The organism is Modestobacter sp. VKM Ac-2978 (genome assembly GCF_026968025.1).
In the GTDB taxonomy this organism is placed as follows: domain Bacteria; phylum Actinomycetota; class Actinomycetes; order Mycobacteriales; family Geodermatophilaceae; genus Modestobacter.
On sequence record NZ_JAPVBP010000010.1, the window covers coordinates 1 to 16,297 of the forward strand.

Genomic DNA, 16,297 nt, shown 5'->3' on the forward strand with positions numbered 1-16,297 from the left:
ACCGCGCGGATCAGCCCGAGGTTGCCCTCCTGGATCAGGTCCAGGAACGCCATCCCGCGGCCGGTGTAGCGCTTGGCCAGCGACACCACCAGGCGGAGGTTGGCCTCCAGCAGGTGGTCCTTGGCGCGCTCACCGTCCCGGACGATCCAGGTCAGGTCACGCCGCAGCTGGGTGGCGAGCTTCCCGCCGCCCTCGATGGCCTCGTGCAGCTTGTGGCCGGCGTAGAGGCCTGCCTCGATCCGGCGGGCGAGGTCGACCTCCTCCTCGGCGGTCAGCAGCTTCACGCGGCCGATGAGCTTCAGGTAGGCGCGGACCGAGTCGGTCGACGCGGTGAGCTCGGCGTCCTTGCGGGCCTGCCGGAGGGCGAGGGTGTCCTCCTCGTCGTCCCACTCGGACGCGGCGGCAGCGGCGGCGCCGTCGGTGTCCTCGGCGACCTCCTCCTCGGCCGGCGCGGCCGTGGTGATCACGTCGGCAGCCGTCATGGGCGGGGGGGTCTCGGCGGTCGCGATGGCCGGGTCCTTCGTGTCAGCAATGCTCATGTTCGCCTTTCCTGACGATGCCAGTCGGCATCGCACACCGGGGACGGGTGGCGGAGAGGCCGTGGGGTGAGGTGCAGGGCTGGCACCGGCACCTGTCAGCGGCCTGGGCGACTGCCTGGCGCAGCAGCCGGTCGCCCGGGCCGCCAACGGATCAACGCCATGGTAGGCGCAGGTGCGGAGGGAGCAACCCTCGCCCGAGGGATGAGCCCCCTCCGCCGGTGTGCTCTCCCCCGCCGCGCCCACGCCCGTTTGGCCCCGCGACCCCGGTGGGAAGGGGTCAGCGGAACGGTCCACGTCGAACGAACGCGTCCTCGAGGAGAGTTCCGTCATGCTGTCGTCCCCCGGCAAGCCGATCGCCCGCGCTTCTCTTCTCGGCCTCACCACTGCCGTCCTCCTGGGCCTGTCCGGCTGCGGCGAGGAGGAGCTCGCGGTCGGCGAGACCGACGTCTCGGACGTCCGGTCCGAGGACGACCTCACCGATCCCTACACCGGTGAGTACGACGAGGCGTTCCGCGAGGACGTCGACGTGTACGCCGGCACGGAGGTGACCGTGGCTGCCCAGGTCGAGGACGTGCTGAGCCCCAACTCCTTCACCATCGTCGGCCCGGACGACACCTCGGTCGAACCACTCCTGGTCGTGGTCGCCGACGAGGTCCCGGGGCTCGAGCCGGGCCTGCCGGTGACGGTGGCCGCCACCGCGGCCCTGGAGTTCGACCTCGCCGAGGTCGAGGGCCAGCTCGGGGTCGACCTGGAGGACGAGCAGTACGGGGAGTGGGAGGACCAGCCGTTCCTGTTGGCCACGGTCGTCGAGGCCTCGGCCGAGTAGCTCGGGCCACCGCTCCCCTCGTCAGCGGAGCAGGACGAAGGCCAGCGCCAGCAGGGCCACCAGCAGGCCGACGCCGGCCAGCGCGGCGATCGGGGCACCGGCCGAGCGGACGGCGGCGAGGTCCCCCCGGGCGCTGAGCGACTCGTGGACGGCGCGGTACCTGCGGCGGGACACCACCAGGACGACCGCCGCCCCGACCACGCCCAGCACGGCGACCACGAGGGAACCCGCGCCGAACACCGGGACGGCCAGCCGCCCGGCGACGAGCGCCCCGATCGCCATGGCCAACGCGGTCCGCTGCCAGGCCAGCGCCGTCCGCTCGGCCTGGAGCCCGAGGTCGAAGACGGCGTCCGGGTGGTCCGTCACCGCAGCAGCAGGCCCACGAGGACCAGCAGGCCCCCCACGGTGGTGCCGACCGCCAGCAGCAGGCCCAACCGTGGCGAGGGCAGCGGCCGCCCCTGCCGCAGGGCCCGCTCGGTGGCGGCCCAGCCCAGCCACGCCTGGGCGGGGGCGAGCAGGCCGAGCACGATGAAGACCAGCGCGCCGGCCAGCCGCAGACCGTCGGCGATGGGCAGGTCCAGCGCCTCCAGGGCGACCCCGGCGGCCACCAGCGCCAGCGACGTCCGGATCCAGGCCAGGAACGTGCGCTCGTTCGCCAGGCTGAACCTGGGGTCCGGTTCCCGCCCCGCCCGGTAGACCCGCCTGGGGAACCGGCGGTCGGTCAGCGCCTCGTCCGGCACGTCCTCGGCTCCCTCGTCCACGGCAGGTCACGTCGCCCGCTCCCAGCGATGCTCGCACGACGGCCGCCGGGGTCCGGGGCACCGCACCGGCGGCACAACCCCTCCGGATGGGTTGTGTCACAGGCCACACGGCCACTACGCTGAGCCGGTAAGAGAACGCATCGCTCGATATGCGAGCGATGCCCCATCCTGCACGGGAGCTCTCATGGCAGCGAAGCCCTTCGCCTCATCCGCCGACCTCGGCGTCAAGGAGCAGACCCTCGAGGTGCTCGCCGACGGGGTGTACGCACTCACCGCAGAGGGCGACCCCAACCTCGGCGCCATCGAGGGCGAGGACTTCCTCGTCTGCTTCGAGGCGCTGGCCACCCCGGTCGCAGCCCGCCGCTGGCTGGCCAAGCTCCGCGAGCACACCGACAAGCCGGTGCGGTACCTGGTGCTCAGCCACTACCACGCCGTGCGGGTGCTCGGCGCCAGCGCGTTCGACGCCGAGGCCATCATCAGCTCCGAGCAGACCAAGGGCCTGATCGCCGAGCGTGGCCAGCAGGACTGGGAGAGCGAGTACGGCCGGATGCCGCGGCTGTTCGAGGAGCCCGAGTCCATCCCCGGGCTGACCTGGCCGACCATGACGTTCCGCGACAAGCTGACCATCGAACTCGGCGGCGACCGCGGTGAGCTGGTGCTGGAGCACCTGGGCCGCGGGCACACCGAGGGCGACATCGTGGCCTGGCTGCCCAAGAGCAAGGTGCTCTTCGCCGGCGACCTGGTGGAGTCACAGGCCGCGCTGTACACCGGCGACGCCTTCCACTTCGACTGGGCCACCGGCACCCTCGACCGGATCAAGGCCCTCGGCGCCGAGCAGCTCATCGGCGGCCGGGGTGCCATCGCCCGCGGCCGCGACGAGGTCGACGCCGCGATCGAGCAGACCCGCGCCTTCCTCACCACGATGCACGAGACGGTCGGCACCGCGCACCGCGCCGGGGGGACGCTGAAGGAGGCCTTCGAGGCCACCCACGCCGCCCTGGCGCCGAAGTTCGGGCACTGGCCGATCTTCGAGCACTGTCTCCCCTTCGACGTGCAGCGGCTGTGGGACGAGTTCAGCGGCATCGAGCGCCCGGTCATCTGGACGGCCGAGCGCGACCGCCAGGTGTGGGACGAGCTGCAGGGCTGATCCGGCGATGACCACCCCCGAGAGCCCCGGGACGGCGCCGGTCGTCGTCATCGGGTGCGGCCCGGTCGGCCAGACCACGGCCCTGCTGCTCGCCCGCTGGGGTCTCCCGGTCGTCGTGCTCGACGGCCGTCCCGCGCGGGACCTGGTCGGCAGCAAGGCGATCTGCCAGCAGCGCGACGTCCTCGACGTCTGGGACTCCGTCGGCGTCGGGGCCGAGGTCGCCCGCCGCGGCGTCACCTGGACCACCGCGCGCACCTTCCACCGCGACGCCGAGCTGTTCAGCTTCGAGTTCGTCGACCGCGGGCAGTCCCCGTTCCCGCCCTTCGTCAACGTCTCGCAGTGCCTCACCGAGGAGCTGCTCGACGAAGCGATCGCCGCCCAGCCGCTGATCGACGTGCGCTGGGGTCACGACGTCACCGGCATCCAGCAGGACGACGCCGGGGTGTCGGTCTCCTGCGCCGACGGGACGACCGTCACCGGCAGTTACGCGGTCGCCTGCGCCGGCCCGCGGGCCGACGTCGTCCGCACCGCTCTGGGGCTGACCTTCGAGGGGCAGACCTTCGGCGACCAGTTCCTCATCTGCGACATCCGCACCGACCTGCCCGGCTGGGAGACCGAGCGGCGCTTCTACTTCGACCCGGAGTGGAACCCCGGCCGCCAGGTGCTCATCCACCCCTGCCCCGACTCCACCTTCCGGATCGACTGGCAGGTGCCGCCGGAGTTCGACCTCGCCGCCGAGGAGGCCTCCGGTGGGCTGGACCGGCGGATCCGCCAGGTCATCGGCGACCGGCCCTACGAGGTCGTCTGGAAGTCGGTCTACCGGTTCCACTCCCGGGTGGTCGACCGGATGCGGGTCGGGCGCGTGCTCGTCGCCGGGGACGCCGCCCACCTGGTCTCCCCCTTCGGCGCCCGCGGCCTGAACTCCGGGGTGCTGGACGCCGAGAACGCGGCCTGGAAGCTCGCCTTCGTGCTGCGCGGCTGGGCACCGGAGACGCTGCTGGACAGCTACCACGACGAGCGGCACGCCGCGGCCGTGGAGAACCTCGACGTCACCGGGGCCACGATGCGCTTCCTGGTGCCGGGCACGCCGGCCGAGGCCGCGCACCGGCTTGAGGTGCTGGAGCGCGCCACCACCGATCCCGCGGCCCGGGCGGAGGTCGACTCCGGGCGGCTGGCGGAGCCGTTCTGGTACGTCGACTCCCCGCTCACCACCCCCGACGAACGACGGCCGTTCCCCGGCCGGCCGGCACGCGGCGACGTCCCGGTACCGGCGCCTGGGGTGCTGGCGCCCGACGCCCCGGTCACCGTCCCGGGGAGGTCGGACGTCGCCCGGCTGCGGCAGCTGGCCCGGGCCGGGGTGACCGTCCTCGTCGGGGACGACGCCGCCCTGCCCGACGCGCTCCCCGGTGACCTGCCGGTCGCGGTGCACCGGGTCAGCGACCTGGACGCCGGCTCCACGCTGCGCGAGGCGCTGGGCGTCCGCCCCGACGAGACCTGGGTGCTCCGCCCCGACGCCCACGTCGCCGCCGTCCTCACCCGCCCCGCCGACGTCGCCCCCGCGGTGGCCCGGCTGCTCGCCCGTCCCGTTCCCGCTCCCGTCTGACGACCCACTCCCTCCCACCAAGATGGCCATTTTGGTGGGGACCAGCCCCGAAGGAGAGCCCCGATGGCGTTCTACCGGCAGGTGGGCAGCGTCCCGCCCAAGCGGCACACCCAGCACCGTCGTCCCGACGGCGGCCTGTACTCCGAGGAGCTGGTCGGTGAGGAGGGCTTCTCCTCCGACTCCGCGCTGCTCTACCACTCCGGCATCCCGTCGGCGCTGGTCGACGCCCGGCCGTGGGAGCTGCCCGACCAGACGCTGACCCCCAACGCCCCGCTGGTGCCCCGGCACCTGAAGCTGCACGACCTGTTCCCCGGCGAGGAGCACAAGGCCACCGACGCGGTCACCGGGCGCCGGCTGGTGCTGGGCAACGCCGACGTGCGGATCTCCTACGCCGTCTCCTCGCTGACCAGCCCGTACTACCGCAACGCCACCGGCGACGAGTGCGTCTACGTGGAGCGCGGGTCGGCGACGGTGGAGACGTCCTTCGGCGCGCTGGAGGTCGGTCAGGGCGACTACGTGATCATCCCGCGGACGACGACGCACCGCTGGGTCCCGACGGGCACCGAGCCGCTGCGCACCTACGCCATCGAGGCGAACTCGCACATCGCCCCGCCCAAGCGCTACCTGTCCCGGTACGGGCAGTTCCTGGAGCACGCCCCGTTCTGCGAGCGCGACCTCCGCGGTCCCACCGAGCCGCTGCTGGGCGAGGGCACCGACGTCGAGGTCTACGTCAAGCACCGCGGCAACGGCCCCGGCGGGCTCGCCGGCACCGTGCACGTGGTGCCCGAGCACCCCTTTGACGTCGTGGGCTGGGACGGCTGCCTCTACCCGTACGCCTTCAACATCGCCGACTACGAGCCGATCACCGGCCGGGTGCACCAGCCGCCGCCGGTGCACCAGGTGTTCGAGGGCAACAACTTCGTGATCTGCAACTTCGTGCCCCGCAAGGTCGACTACCACCCGCTCGCGGTGCCGGTGCCCTACTACCACTCCAACGTCGACTCCGACGAGATCATGTTCTACGTCGACGGCGACTACGAGGCCCGGAAGGGCTCCGGGATCGGCAAGGGCTCGATCTCCGTGCACCCCGGCGGGCACAGCCACGGCCCGCAGCCGGGTGCGGTGGAGCGCTCGCTGGGTGCGGAGTACTTCGACGAGACCGCCGTCATGGTCGACACCTTCCGGCCGCTGGACCTCGGTGAGGCCGCCGTCGCCTCCGACGACGGCAAGTACGCCTGGTCCTGGTCCGGCCGGGGGCCGTCGGCGTGACGGGCAGCTGGCTGGAGCTCCCCGCGGACACCGGCTACGGGCTGGGCAACCTGCCCCACGGCGTCTTCTCCACCGCGGGCACCGCCCCTCGCACCGGGATCGCGATCGGTGACCAGGTGCTGGACCTCGCCTCGGCCACCGGTGACGACGTGCACGCCACCGGCACCCTCAACGCCTGGCTGGCGCGAGGGCCGGAGGCCTGGGCGGCGCTGCGCGCCCAGCTCGTCGACTGGTTCACCGACTCCTCGCACCGCGCCGAGGTGGAGCCGCACCTCCTGCCGCGGGCCGAGGTGACCATGCACCTGCCGATCGAGGTCGCCGACTACGTCGACTTCTACAGCTCCCAGCACCACGCGGAGAACCTCGGGGCGATGTTCCGCCCGGACTCCGCGGCGCTCACCCCGAACTGGAAGCACCTGCCCATCGGCTACCACGGCCGGGCCGGCACGGTGCAGGTCTCCGGCACCCCCGTCGTCCGCCCCTGCGGTCAGCGCAAGGCCCCGGCCGACGACGCACCGACCTTCGGGCCCTCCCAGCGGCTGGACATCGAGGCCGAGGTCGGCTTCGTCGTCGGCGTCGGCTCCGAGCTCGGCACCGCGGTGCCGGTCGGCCGGTTCGCCGACCACGTGTTCGGGGTGTGCCTGGTCAACGACTGGTCCTCCCGCGACCTGCAGGCCTGGGAGTACGTGCCGCTGGGCCCGTTCCTCGGCAAGTCCTTCCTCACCTCGGTCTCCCCGTGGGTGGTGCCGCTGGCCGCACTCGAGGCGGCCCGGGTCGCCCCGCCGGCCCGCGACCCGGAGCCGCTGCCCTACCTGCGCGACGACGCCGAGCCCTGGGGGCTGGACATCAGCCTGGAGGTGCGGCTCAACGGCGAGGTGCTGAGCCGGCCGCCGTTCGAGCTCATGTACTGGACCCCGGCGCAGCAGCTGGCCCACCTGACGGTCAACGGGGCCTCGCTGCGCACCGGCGACCTGTATGCCTCCGGCACCGTCTCCGGCCCCCGCGCCGACCAGCGCGGCTCGTTGATCGAGCTGTCCTGGGGCGGGAAGGAGCCGATCACCCTCGCCGACGGCTCCACCCGCACCTTCCTCGAGGACGGCGACGAGGTCGTCCTCACCGCCACCGCACCCGGCCCCGACGGCACCCGCATCGCCTTCGGCGAGGTCACCGGCCGGGTCGAACCGGCCCGCTGACCGACCCTGTCCGTCCCCCGCACCGCCCCCACCACGAGAGGCCGACGATGACCACTCCCACCGTTGCCACGCCCGTCGACACCGACGCAGACACCCCGACCTACGAGCGCCTGCTCGCAGCTGTCTCCGACCCCGACGGCCGGGAGGTCCTCGACCCAGCGACGGGTGAGGTCGTGGGCCGGGTCGCGTTCGGGTCCGCCGAGGACGTCGACCGCGCCGTCGCGACCGCGCGGGCCGCCCAGCGGGCCTGGGCGGCCCGCGCGGACTCCGAGCGCATCGACCTCCTGATGCGGGCCGCCGACGCGATCGACGCGGCCGCCGAGCCGCTGGCCGAGCTGCTCTCCCGCGAGCAGGGCAAACCGCTCAACGGCCCCAACGCCCGGTTCGAGGTCGGTGCCTGCTCGGCGTGGCTGCGCGCCACCGCCGCCACCGAGCTGCCCGTGGAGACCGTCGTCGACGACGGGGACACCCACGCCGAGCTGCACTACCGGCCCATCGGCGTCGTGGGCGCCATCGGGCCGTGGAACTGGCCGATGATGATCACGATCTGGCAGGTCGCCCCCGCGCTGCGGATGGGCAACACCGTGGTCGTCAAGCCCTCCGAGCACACCCCGCTCAGCGTGCTGGCGCTGCTGGAGGTCCTCAACGGCGCCCTGCCGGCCGACGTCCTCATCGGCGTCGCCGGCGAAGGCGACGTCGGCGCCCGGCTGTCCAGCCACCCGGACGTGGACAAGGTGATGTTCACCGGCTCCACCCGCACCGGCCAGGCGATCATCAAGAGCTCGGCGGACACCGTGAAGCGGCTGACCCTGGAGCTCGGCGGCAACGACGCCGGGATCGTCCTCCCCGACGTCGACCCGAAGGCGATCGCGCAGGACCTGTTCTGGGGTGCGTTCATCAACACCGGCCAGACCTGCGCCGCGCTCAAGCGGCTGTACGTGCACACCGACGTCTACGACGAGGTCTGCGCCGCGCTGACCGAGGTCGCGAAGGCGATGCCGATGGGCCGGGGCCTGGACGAGCAGAACGTCCTCGGCCCGCTGCAGAACCGCGCCCAGTACGACATCGTCGCGCGGCTGGTCGACGCCGCCCGTGAGTCCGGCGCCACCATCCTCACCGGTGGTGACCCCGACACCGACGCGCCGGGCCACTTCTACCCGACGACGCTGGTCGCCGACATCGACGACGAGAACCCGCTCGTCGCCGAGGAGCAGTTCGGGCCGGCCCTGCCGATCATCCGGTACGACGAGCTCGACCAGGCCGTCGCCATGGCCAACCGGCTCGACGTCGGCCTGGGCGCCTCGGTGTGGAGCAGCGACCGGGACGCCGCCCGCGCCGTCGCCGCCCGCCTCGAAGCAGGCACCGTCTGGATCAACGCCCACGGCGGGGTGCACCCGATGATCCCCTTCGGCGGGCACAAGAAGTCCGGGTACGGGCTCGAGTTCGGCGCCGAGGGCCTGAAGGCCGTCGCCGTGCCCCAGGTGATCAACGGCTGACCCGCGCCGGTGCCCGCGGCTTAGGGTGAGGACCACGCCATCGAGGACGGCGACCACAGGGGGACGGCGATGCCAGCGAACGACAGCGGGGGTGCTCCGCAGTCGCAGACGCTGGACCGCGGCATCCGGATCCTCGAGCACCTGGCGAGCGCGGGCACCCCGCAGCCGGTGACCGAGATCGGCCGTGCCCTGGACCTGCACCGGTCGATCACCTACCGGCTGCTGCGCACCCTGGAGGACCACCAGCTCGTCGAACGGGACCCGTTGGGCCACTACGGCCTCGGCCTGGGGGTGGCCGCGCTGGCCCGCGGGGTGCGCACGGACCTGAACGCCGCTGCGCTCCCCCGGCTCAACTCGCTGTCCACCGAGCTGGGCATGACGGCGTTCCTGGTGGTGCGGGCCGGCGACGAGGCGGTGACGGTGACCAGCGTCGAACCGCAGGACACCCGGGCGCACGTCACCTACCGGCCGGGTACCCGGCACCCGGTCGGCCGCGGCGCCCCTGGCCTGGCCCTGCTCATGCCGGAGCCGCCGGCGGACGACGACCGTGCGGCCCTCCAGGAGGCCCGCCGGACCGGCTGGGCCAGCTCGCACGGTGAGGTGATCCCCGGCATCCGGTCGATCGCCGCACCGGTCCTCGGCCCGGACGGCGGCGCCCGGGCCGCACTCGCCGTCGTCTTCGTCGACGAGAACAGCGACGTCGAGCAGGTGGGCCGGGCGGTCGCCGCCGCCGCCGGGAAGGTCGCCGCCGTCCTGCGCTGAGCCCCGGCCGCGGTCAGCTGCCGACGTAGGCCGCGAGGTGCTCCCCGGTGACGGTGGCGCGGCCGGCGACGAGGTCGGCGGGGGTGCCCTCGAAGACGATCCGGCCGCCGTCGTGCCCGGCGCCGGGGCCGAGGTCGATGATCCAGTCGGCATGTGCCATCACCGCCTGGTGGTGCTCGATGACGATGACCGACTTGCCGGAGTCGACGAGCCGGTCGAGCAGGCCGAGCAGGTTCTCGACGTCGGCGAGGTGCAGGCCGGTGGTCGGCTCGTCGAGCACGTAGACGCCGCCCTTCTCGGCCATCCGGGTGGCCAGCTTGAGCCGCTGTCGCTCCCCGCCGGACAGCGTGGTGAGCGGCTGGCCGAGCGTGAGGTAGCCGAGACCGACGTCGGCCAGCCGGTCCAGGATCGTGTGGGCGGCCGGGGTGCGTGCCTCGCCGTCGCCGAAGAACTGCTCGGCCTCGGTCACCGACATGGCGAGCACCTCGGCGATGTCGCGGCCGCCGAGCGTGTGCTCGAGGACCGAGGCCTGGAACCGCTTCCCCTCGCACTCCTCGCAGGGGGACTCCACGGTGGCCATGACGCCGAGCTCGGTGTAGATGACGCCGGCGCCGTTGCAGGTCGGGCAGGCGCCCTCGGAGTTGGAGCTGAAGAGCGCCGGCTTCACCCCGTTCGCCTTGGCGAAGGCCTTGCGGATGGGGTCGAGCAGGCCGGTGTACGTCGCGGGGTTGCTCCGCCGGGAGCCGCGGATCGCACCCTGGTCGACGACCACCACGCCGTCCCGGTCCGCGACGGAGCCGTGGACCAGCGAGCTCTTCCCCGACCCGGCCACGCCGGTGAGCACCACCAGCACGCCGAGCGGGATGTCGACGTCGACGCCCTGCAGGTTGTGGGTGTCCGCGCCGCGCACCTCGAGGGCCCCGGTGGAGGCGCGCACCTCGGACTTGAGACCGACGCGCTCGTCGAGGTGCCGGCCGGTCAGCGTGCCGCTGGTCCGCAGCCCGTCGACGGTGCCCTCGAACACGACCTCCCCACCGCCGGTGCCGGCGCCCGGACCGAGGTCGACGACGTGGTCGGCGATCGCGATGGTCTCGGGCTTGTGCTCGACGACGAGCACGGTGTTGCCCTTGTCGCGGAGCTGCAGGAGCAGGTCGTTCATCCGCTCGATGTCGTGCGGGTGCAGGCCGATGGTCGGCTCGTCGAAGACGTAGGTGACGTCGGTGAGCGCGGACCCCAGGTGGCGGATCATCTTGGTGCGCTGCGCCTCACCGCCGGACAGCGTCCCGGCCGGCCGGTCGAGGGAGAGGTAGCCCAGCCCGATCTCGGTGAACGAGTCGAGGAGGTGCCGCAGACCGGTGAGCAGCGGGGCGACCGATGCGTCGTCGAGTTCGCGGACCCAGGCGGCGAGGTCGCTGATCTGCATCGCGCAGAGGTCGGCGATGTTCCTGCCCTCGATCATCGAGGACCGTGCCTCCGGGGTCAGGCGCGTCCCGTCGCACTCCGGGCAGGTCTGGAAGGTGATCACGCGCTCGACGAAGGCGCGGATGTGCGGCTGCATCGCGTCGACGTCCTTGGCGAGCATCGACTTCTGGATCTTGGGGATGACGCCCTCGTAGGTGAGGTTGATGCCCTCGACCTTGATCTTGGTCGGCTCCTTGTACAGGAGGTCGTGCAGCTCCTTCTTGGTGAACTTCGCGATCGGCTTGTCCATGTCGAAGCCGGCGCCGCTGAAGATCCGGCCGTACCAGCCGTCCATGCTGTAGCCGGGGACGGTCAGCGCACCCTCGGCCAGCGACTTGCCCTCGTCGTACAGCGCCGTGAGGTCGAAGTCGGAGACCGAGCCCATGCCCTCGCAGCGCGGGCACATGCCGCCCAGGTAGACGGCGTCCTTCACCACGGCCTTCTCGACCCGGCCGCCGGACTTCTCCGTGCTCATCACCCCGCTCGCCCTGCGGGTCGGGACGTTGAAGGAGAACGCCGTGGGCGGCCCGATGTACGGCGTGCCGAGCCGGCTGAAGAGGATCCGCAGCATCGCGTTGGCGTCGGTGGCGGTACCGACGGTGGAGCGGGGGTTGGCGCCCATCCGCTCCTGGTCGACCAGGATCGCCGTCGTCAGACCCTCCAGCAGGTCGACCTCCGGCCGGGCGAGCGTCGGCATGAAGCCCTGCACGAAGGCGCTGTAGGTCTCGTTGATCAGCCGCTGGGACTCCGCGGCGATCGTGTCGAACACCAGCGAGCTCTTGCCCGAGCCGGAGACGCCGGTGAACACCGTCAGCCGGCGCTTCGGGATCTCGACGCTGACGTCCTTGAGGTTGTTCACCCGCGCGCCGAGCACCCGGATCAGGTCGTGGGTGTCGGCAGCGTGCTCCGGTGCGGTGCTCACGTGTCTCCTCGGGGCGGGTCCGGTGGTCGCAGATGCGGCGTCCTGGTGCGGCGGCGGGGCCAGCGTGCCGCAGATCGGCGTGCAGTGGGGAGCTCGCGCCCGGCCGGCGGTGCTCCCCGGGGCATCACGCTAGGGACGTCCGCACCGCCTGCGCTTCTCCGTTCCTGACCGGTCGGGCCCCTTGTCCCGCGGCGACCACCGGGGCTACCGTGCGGCTGTGGCTGGGCAGCGGATTCCGTGCGGGCCCGTCGGCGACTGACCCTCGCACCGGCGGGTCCGTGGGCACGTCCATCGAGGTCGCTCCCCCGCTGACCAGGGCCACCCGGCCCGGAGGCTCCCCATGTCCCCCCGCCACAGCTCCGCCCACGACACCGCCAAGGTGCGCGTCGTCGTCACCGACGCACTCGGCCTACAGCGCGTCCTCACCATGCTGACCGGGCGCCACCACGCCTTCACCCGGCTGTCGGCCGAGGAGGCCGGCACCGACCGCTGGACGATCAGCGTCGACCTGCTCGCCACCCCCGATGAGGTGGACCTGGTGGTCGCCCGGCTGCACCGGCTCCCCTGCGTGCTGACGGTCGACGTCACCCTGGCCGGGCGGCTCGCCTCGACGGCCTGACGGCGGGGCCGGTCAGGCCGCGCGCCGCGTCCGGGAGGCCTCGGCCAGCTCCGCCAGCAGCTCCTCGGTGGTGCTGAGGTCGACGCAGGCGTCGGTGACGCTCTTGCCGTGCTCCAGCCGCTCGGGGTGCCGCTGGTCCAGGTCCTGCCGCCCGGCCACGAGGTTGCTCTCGATCATCACCCCGCGGATCGCCTGCTCGCCGCCGGCGACCTGCCCGGCCAGGTCGCGCACGACCTCGGCCTGACGGCGGTGGTCCTTCTGGCTGTTGCCGTGCGAGGCGTCGACGACGACGACCTCCGGCAGACCACGGGCGGCCAGCGCCCGCTTCGTGGCGGCGATGTGCGCGGCCGAGTAGTTGGGGCCGTCCTTGGCGCCGCGCAGGATGACGTGACCGGTGTCGTTCCCGGTCGTCGACAGCTGGGCGCTCACGCCGTGCTGGTCGACGCCGAGGAACTCGTGCGGCGCCCGCGCGGTCAGCACGGCCTGGATCGCCACGTCGACGCTCCCCTCCGGCGAGTTCTTGAAGCCGACGACGGAGGAGAAGCCGGACACCCGTTCCCGGGCGGTCTGGTCGGTGACGTTGCGGGCACCGACGCCGTTGTAGGTGACCAGCCCGTCGACGTACTGCGGCGTGAGCGCGTTCAGCGGCTCCGCGGCCACCGGGACGCCCAGCGCGGTGATCCGGCCCATCAGCATCCGGGTCGCGACGAGGCCGACGCTGATCCGGCTGGAGCCGTCCAGGAACGGGTCGTAGGCGAACCCCTTCCAGTCGACCTCGGTCCGCGGCTTCTCGGTGTAGGTCCGCATCAGGATCTCCAGGTCCGCGCCGTACCGCGCCCGCATGTCGGCGAGGAAGGCGGCGTACTCCAGGGCCGCGGCCGCGTCGTGGATCGAGCAGGGACCTGCGATGACGGCCAGCCGGTCGTCGGCCCCGCCGACGATGTCGGTCGTGGCGCGGCGCGCGTCCCGGGTGGTGGCGGCGGACTCCGCCGACAGCGGGACGACGGTCGCCACCGCAGCCGGGGTGACGACGACGCTCAGGCCGGTGATCCGGGCGTTCCCCAGGTCGCTCAGGTCGACGTCCGTCGCCGGCGCGGCACCCAGTCGCTGCTGCACCGCGGGCAGCAGGTCGGTCAGCGCGGCGTCGATCTGGGCGTTCACCCGGGTCTGGACCTCGAGCAGCGCATCGGCGATCCGCGTCGCCTCGTCCAGCAACTGGTCAGCCGGCATGGGGGTCTCCTCCGTCGTTCGCGACTCGCCAGCGCCCCGGCCGGGGCCGCGCCCGCTCCCGCGGGGCTGACCGGCACAGCATCCCGGAGCCGGGGGTCGGCGTGTCGTCCCGGGTGCCCCTCCTCACCCGGCTGGGGGCGCATGCTCGGGCAGGTGGGGCCGCACGACCCGCGCCGACCGGGCCGGCGTGGAAGGCTCGGTCCATGACCCCACGGGTGTGCGGAGAGCACGCTGTGCGGTCGCTGTTCCAGCCGATCGTGGACCTGGCCGACGGCGGCGCGCTGGTGGCGGTGGAGGCACTGTCCCGCGGCGAGCCGGGGCCGCTGGAGTCCCCGACCGAGCTGTTCGCCGCCGCCGCGGCAGCCGGGACCACCGCGTCGCTGGACGCCGCCTGCCTGCGCGCTGCGCTGCGCGGGGTCGCCGGCGCCGCCGAGCCGACCACCTTGTTCGTGAACATCGAACCGGCGACGCTGTCCACGCTGTCCCCCGCCGACCTGGCCGACCTCGCCGAGCTGACGCCGGCCGGGGTGCAGGTGGTCCTGGAGGTGACCGAGCGCGACCTGCTCGAGCGCCCGGCCGACCTGGTCCGCGGCGTGCGGGGTGCGCGGGAGATCGGCTGGCGGGTGGCGCTGGACGACGTCGGCGCCGAACCGGCCGGGCTCGCACTGGTGTCGTTCCTGCGGCCGGACGTGATCAAGCTGGACCTGGCCCTGGTGCGCGGACACACCAGCCTGCAGGCCGCCGCGGTGGTCAACGCCGTGCGTGCCGACGCCGAGCGCTCCGGCGCGCTCGTCCTGGCCGAGGGGATCGAGACCACCGAGCACCTGGACCGCGCGCTGGCGATGGGCGCGCGACTCGGTCAGGGCTGGATGTTCGGACGTCCGGGGGACCTGCCGGCGGCCGGCATGCGGGCCCTGCAGCTCCCCCCGGCCACCCCCGCGCGGGGCGCCGGGGGAACCGGTCCCGGGACCCCGTACGAGGTGCTCGCCGCCGCCTCGCGACCGCAGCGCGCCGGTGTGCCGCTGCTCGCCTCGATGACCCGTCAGGTCGAGCGCCAGGCACTCCTGCTGGACGAGCAGACCGTCGTCCTCGCGAACTTCCAGCACGCGGAGCTGATGAGCGCGCGCACCCGCCGTCGGTACGAGACGCTCGGCAGCCTCACCGCCCTGACCGCGGTGACCGGCGCGGGGATGCCCGACGAGCCCGCGCCGGGCGTGGTGGGCACCCCCCTCGAGGCCGACGACCCGCTGACCGACCAGTGGGTCGTGACCGTGGTCAGCCCGCACTTCGCGGCTGCGCTGGCCGCCCGCGAGGTCCCGGTCGACGGTCGCAGCGACCCGACCGAGGCCGCCGTCCCGGTGCGCTCGGCCGGTCGCCGGCTCGACTATGTGCTGACCTACGACCGGCAGCGGGTGCTCGAGGCCGCCGGGCTGCTGCTGGAGAAGACCCGTCCGGCGGCCGGGACGGCTCCGCCGACGCACCGCCCCGCCCCGGCCGTCGGTGACCCCGTCGCGCGGGTCACCGAGGCCGAACTGCCGGACCTGATGCTCCGGGCCGTCTCGGTGGCGAGCAACGGGATCGTGATCGCCGACGCCCGCCTCCCCGACCTCCCGCTGGTCTACGCGAACGACGCGTTCCTGCGGATGACCGGCTACCCGGAGACGGAGGTGCTCGGCCGCAACTGCCGCTTCCTGCAGGGGGCCGACACCGACCGCAACCAGGTGGACCCGATCAGGCGGCGGCTGCTCGCCGGGCGGGGCGTCGACACGGTGCTGCTGAACTACCGGCGCGACGGCTCGGCGTTCTGGAACGAACTGCACGTCAGCGCCGTCCGGGACACGCACGGCGAGGTCACGCACCTCATCGGCAGCCAGCTGGACGTGACGGCACGCGTCGACCGGGAGCGGCGGACGGCGTACCTGGCCCACCACGACGAGCTGACCGGCCTGCCGAACCGGGCGCACGTGCTCGAGCACCTGAACCTGGAACTGCGCCGTGCCCGCCGCAGCGGCGGGAGCGTGGCGGCGGTGCTGCTGGACCTCGACGACTTCAAGGCGATCAACGACCGCTTCGGTCACGCCGTCGGCGACGCCGCGCTCGTCGGGGCGGCCGGCCGGCTGCGTTCGGCCGTCCGCTCCGGCGACCTGCTGGGCCGGCTGGGCGGCGACGAGTTCCTGGTCGTCCTCGCCGGCCTCCCCGCGACCGGCCGGGCACGGCCGGACGACGGCAGCCGCCCACCTGCGGAGGAGCTGGTCCGGCGGGTGCAGGAGCACCTGCGCACCGCGCTCGAGGCGCCGCTCCAGCTGCCCGGGACGGCCCTGCGGATCCGCGCCAGCTCCGGGGCTGCGGTCTTCCCCGCGGACGCCGACGACCCGACATCGCTCCTCGCCTGCGCCGACGCCGCCATGTACCGGACCAAGCGCGGGCCGGCGGGCCGCCGGGACTGAGGGCCGCACCACCCGTCCCGGC

At 73.4% G+C, this 16,297-nt stretch carries 14 protein-coding genes; 9 read left to right on the forward strand and 5 right to left on the reverse strand.

Annotation, left to right across the window (positions count from 1 at the left end):
• A partial coding sequence (locus O2W53_RS23840) for a sigma-70 factor domain-containing protein (RefSeq protein WP_331253811.1) occupies window positions 1–539 on the reverse strand: 539 nt, incomplete at its 3' end.
• A gap of 328 nt (window positions 540–867) precedes the next feature.
• Between O2W53_RS23840 and O2W53_RS20870 the strand changes: the two genes are divergently transcribed.
• The gene (locus O2W53_RS20870) at window positions 868–1,365 is read left to right on the forward strand and encodes a hypothetical protein (RefSeq protein WP_269164982.1); all 498 of its coding nucleotides are present in this window, start codon (window positions 868–870) and stop codon (window positions 1,363–1,365) included.
• Between the two features lie 21 nt (window positions 1,366–1,386).
• Here the strand turns inward: O2W53_RS20870 and O2W53_RS20875 are convergent, their stop codons facing one another.
• A complete protein-coding gene (locus tag O2W53_RS20875) occupies window positions 1,387–1,731 on the reverse strand; it encodes a DUF202 domain-containing protein (protein WP_269164983.1) in 345 nt (114 codons plus the stop codon).
• Window positions 1,728–2,126: a YidH family protein gene (locus tag O2W53_RS20880; RefSeq protein ID WP_331253812.1), complete on the reverse strand. Its 399-nt coding sequence runs from the start codon at window positions 2,124–2,126 to the stop codon at window positions 1,728–1,730. The genes O2W53_RS20875 and O2W53_RS20880 overlap by 4 nt, the downstream gene beginning before the upstream one ends.
• A gap of 184 nt (window positions 2,127–2,310) precedes the next feature.
• On the opposite strand from O2W53_RS20880, the gene O2W53_RS20885 reads away from it, so the two are divergent.
• The 6 genes from O2W53_RS20885 (at window position 2,311) to O2W53_RS20910 (ending at window position 9,596) form a co-directional block, all read left to right on the forward strand.
• Entirely contained in the window at window positions 2,311–3,273 is a 963-nt protein-coding gene (locus O2W53_RS20885; protein ID WP_269164984.1) for an MBL fold metallo-hydrolase, read from the forward strand.
• A gap of 7 nt (window positions 3,274–3,280) precedes the next feature.
• Complete coding sequence (locus O2W53_RS20890; protein ID WP_269164985.1) at window positions 3,281–4,876, forward strand: FAD-dependent monooxygenase; 1,596 nt, start codon at window positions 3,281–3,283, stop codon at window positions 4,874–4,876.
• Between the two features lie 63 nt (window positions 4,877–4,939).
• Window positions 4,940–6,145: a homogentisate 1,2-dioxygenase gene (locus O2W53_RS20895; protein ID WP_269164986.1), complete on the forward strand. Its 1,206-nt coding sequence runs from the start codon at window positions 4,940–4,942 to the stop codon at window positions 6,143–6,145.
• Entirely contained in the window at window positions 6,142–7,338 is a 1,197-nt protein-coding gene (gene fahA, locus O2W53_RS20900) for a fumarylacetoacetase (RefSeq protein ID WP_269164987.1), read from the forward strand. Before O2W53_RS20895 ends, fahA begins: the two co-directional genes overlap by 4 nt.
• A 47-nt stretch (window positions 7,339–7,385) precedes the next feature.
• Window positions 7,386–8,834 (forward strand): aldehyde dehydrogenase family protein, encoded by a 1,449-nt coding sequence (locus O2W53_RS20905; RefSeq protein ID WP_269164988.1) that lies wholly within the window; start codon window positions 7,386–7,388, stop codon window positions 8,832–8,834.
• A gap of 69 nt (window positions 8,835–8,903) precedes the next feature.
• The gene (locus O2W53_RS20910) at window positions 8,904–9,596 is read left to right on the forward strand and encodes an IclR family transcriptional regulator (RefSeq protein ID WP_269164989.1); all 693 of its coding nucleotides are present in this window, start codon (window positions 8,904–8,906) and stop codon (window positions 9,594–9,596) included.
• Window positions 9,597–9,609: 13 nt separating this feature from the next.
• Here the strand turns inward: O2W53_RS20910 and O2W53_RS20915 are convergent, their stop codons facing one another.
• A complete protein-coding gene (locus O2W53_RS20915; RefSeq protein WP_269164990.1) occupies window positions 9,610–11,979 on the reverse strand; it encodes an excinuclease ABC subunit UvrA in 2,370 nt (789 codons plus the stop codon).
• A gap of 340 nt (window positions 11,980–12,319) precedes the next feature.
• On the opposite strand from O2W53_RS20915, the gene O2W53_RS20920 reads away from it, so the two are divergent.
• Window positions 12,320–12,598 carry a hypothetical protein gene (locus O2W53_RS20920; protein WP_269164991.1) on the forward strand — a complete coding sequence of 93 codons (279 nt, stop codon included), beginning with the start codon at window positions 12,320–12,322 and terminating at the stop codon, window positions 12,596–12,598.
• Between the two features lie 12 nt (window positions 12,599–12,610).
• Here the strand turns inward: O2W53_RS20920 and O2W53_RS20925 are convergent, their stop codons facing one another.
• Complete coding sequence (locus O2W53_RS20925) at window positions 12,611–13,828, reverse strand: 3-deoxy-7-phosphoheptulonate synthase (protein WP_269164992.1); 1,218 nt, start codon at window positions 13,826–13,828, stop codon at window positions 12,611–12,613.
• 233 nt (window positions 13,829–14,061) lie between these two features.
• Between O2W53_RS20925 and O2W53_RS20930 the strand changes: the two genes are divergently transcribed.
• Window positions 14,062–16,275 (forward strand): diguanylate cyclase domain-containing protein, encoded by a 2,214-nt coding sequence (locus O2W53_RS20930; protein WP_269164993.1) that lies wholly within the window; start codon window positions 14,062–14,064, stop codon window positions 16,273–16,275.
• The last annotated feature ends 22 nt before the right edge of the window (window positions 16,276–16,297 follow it).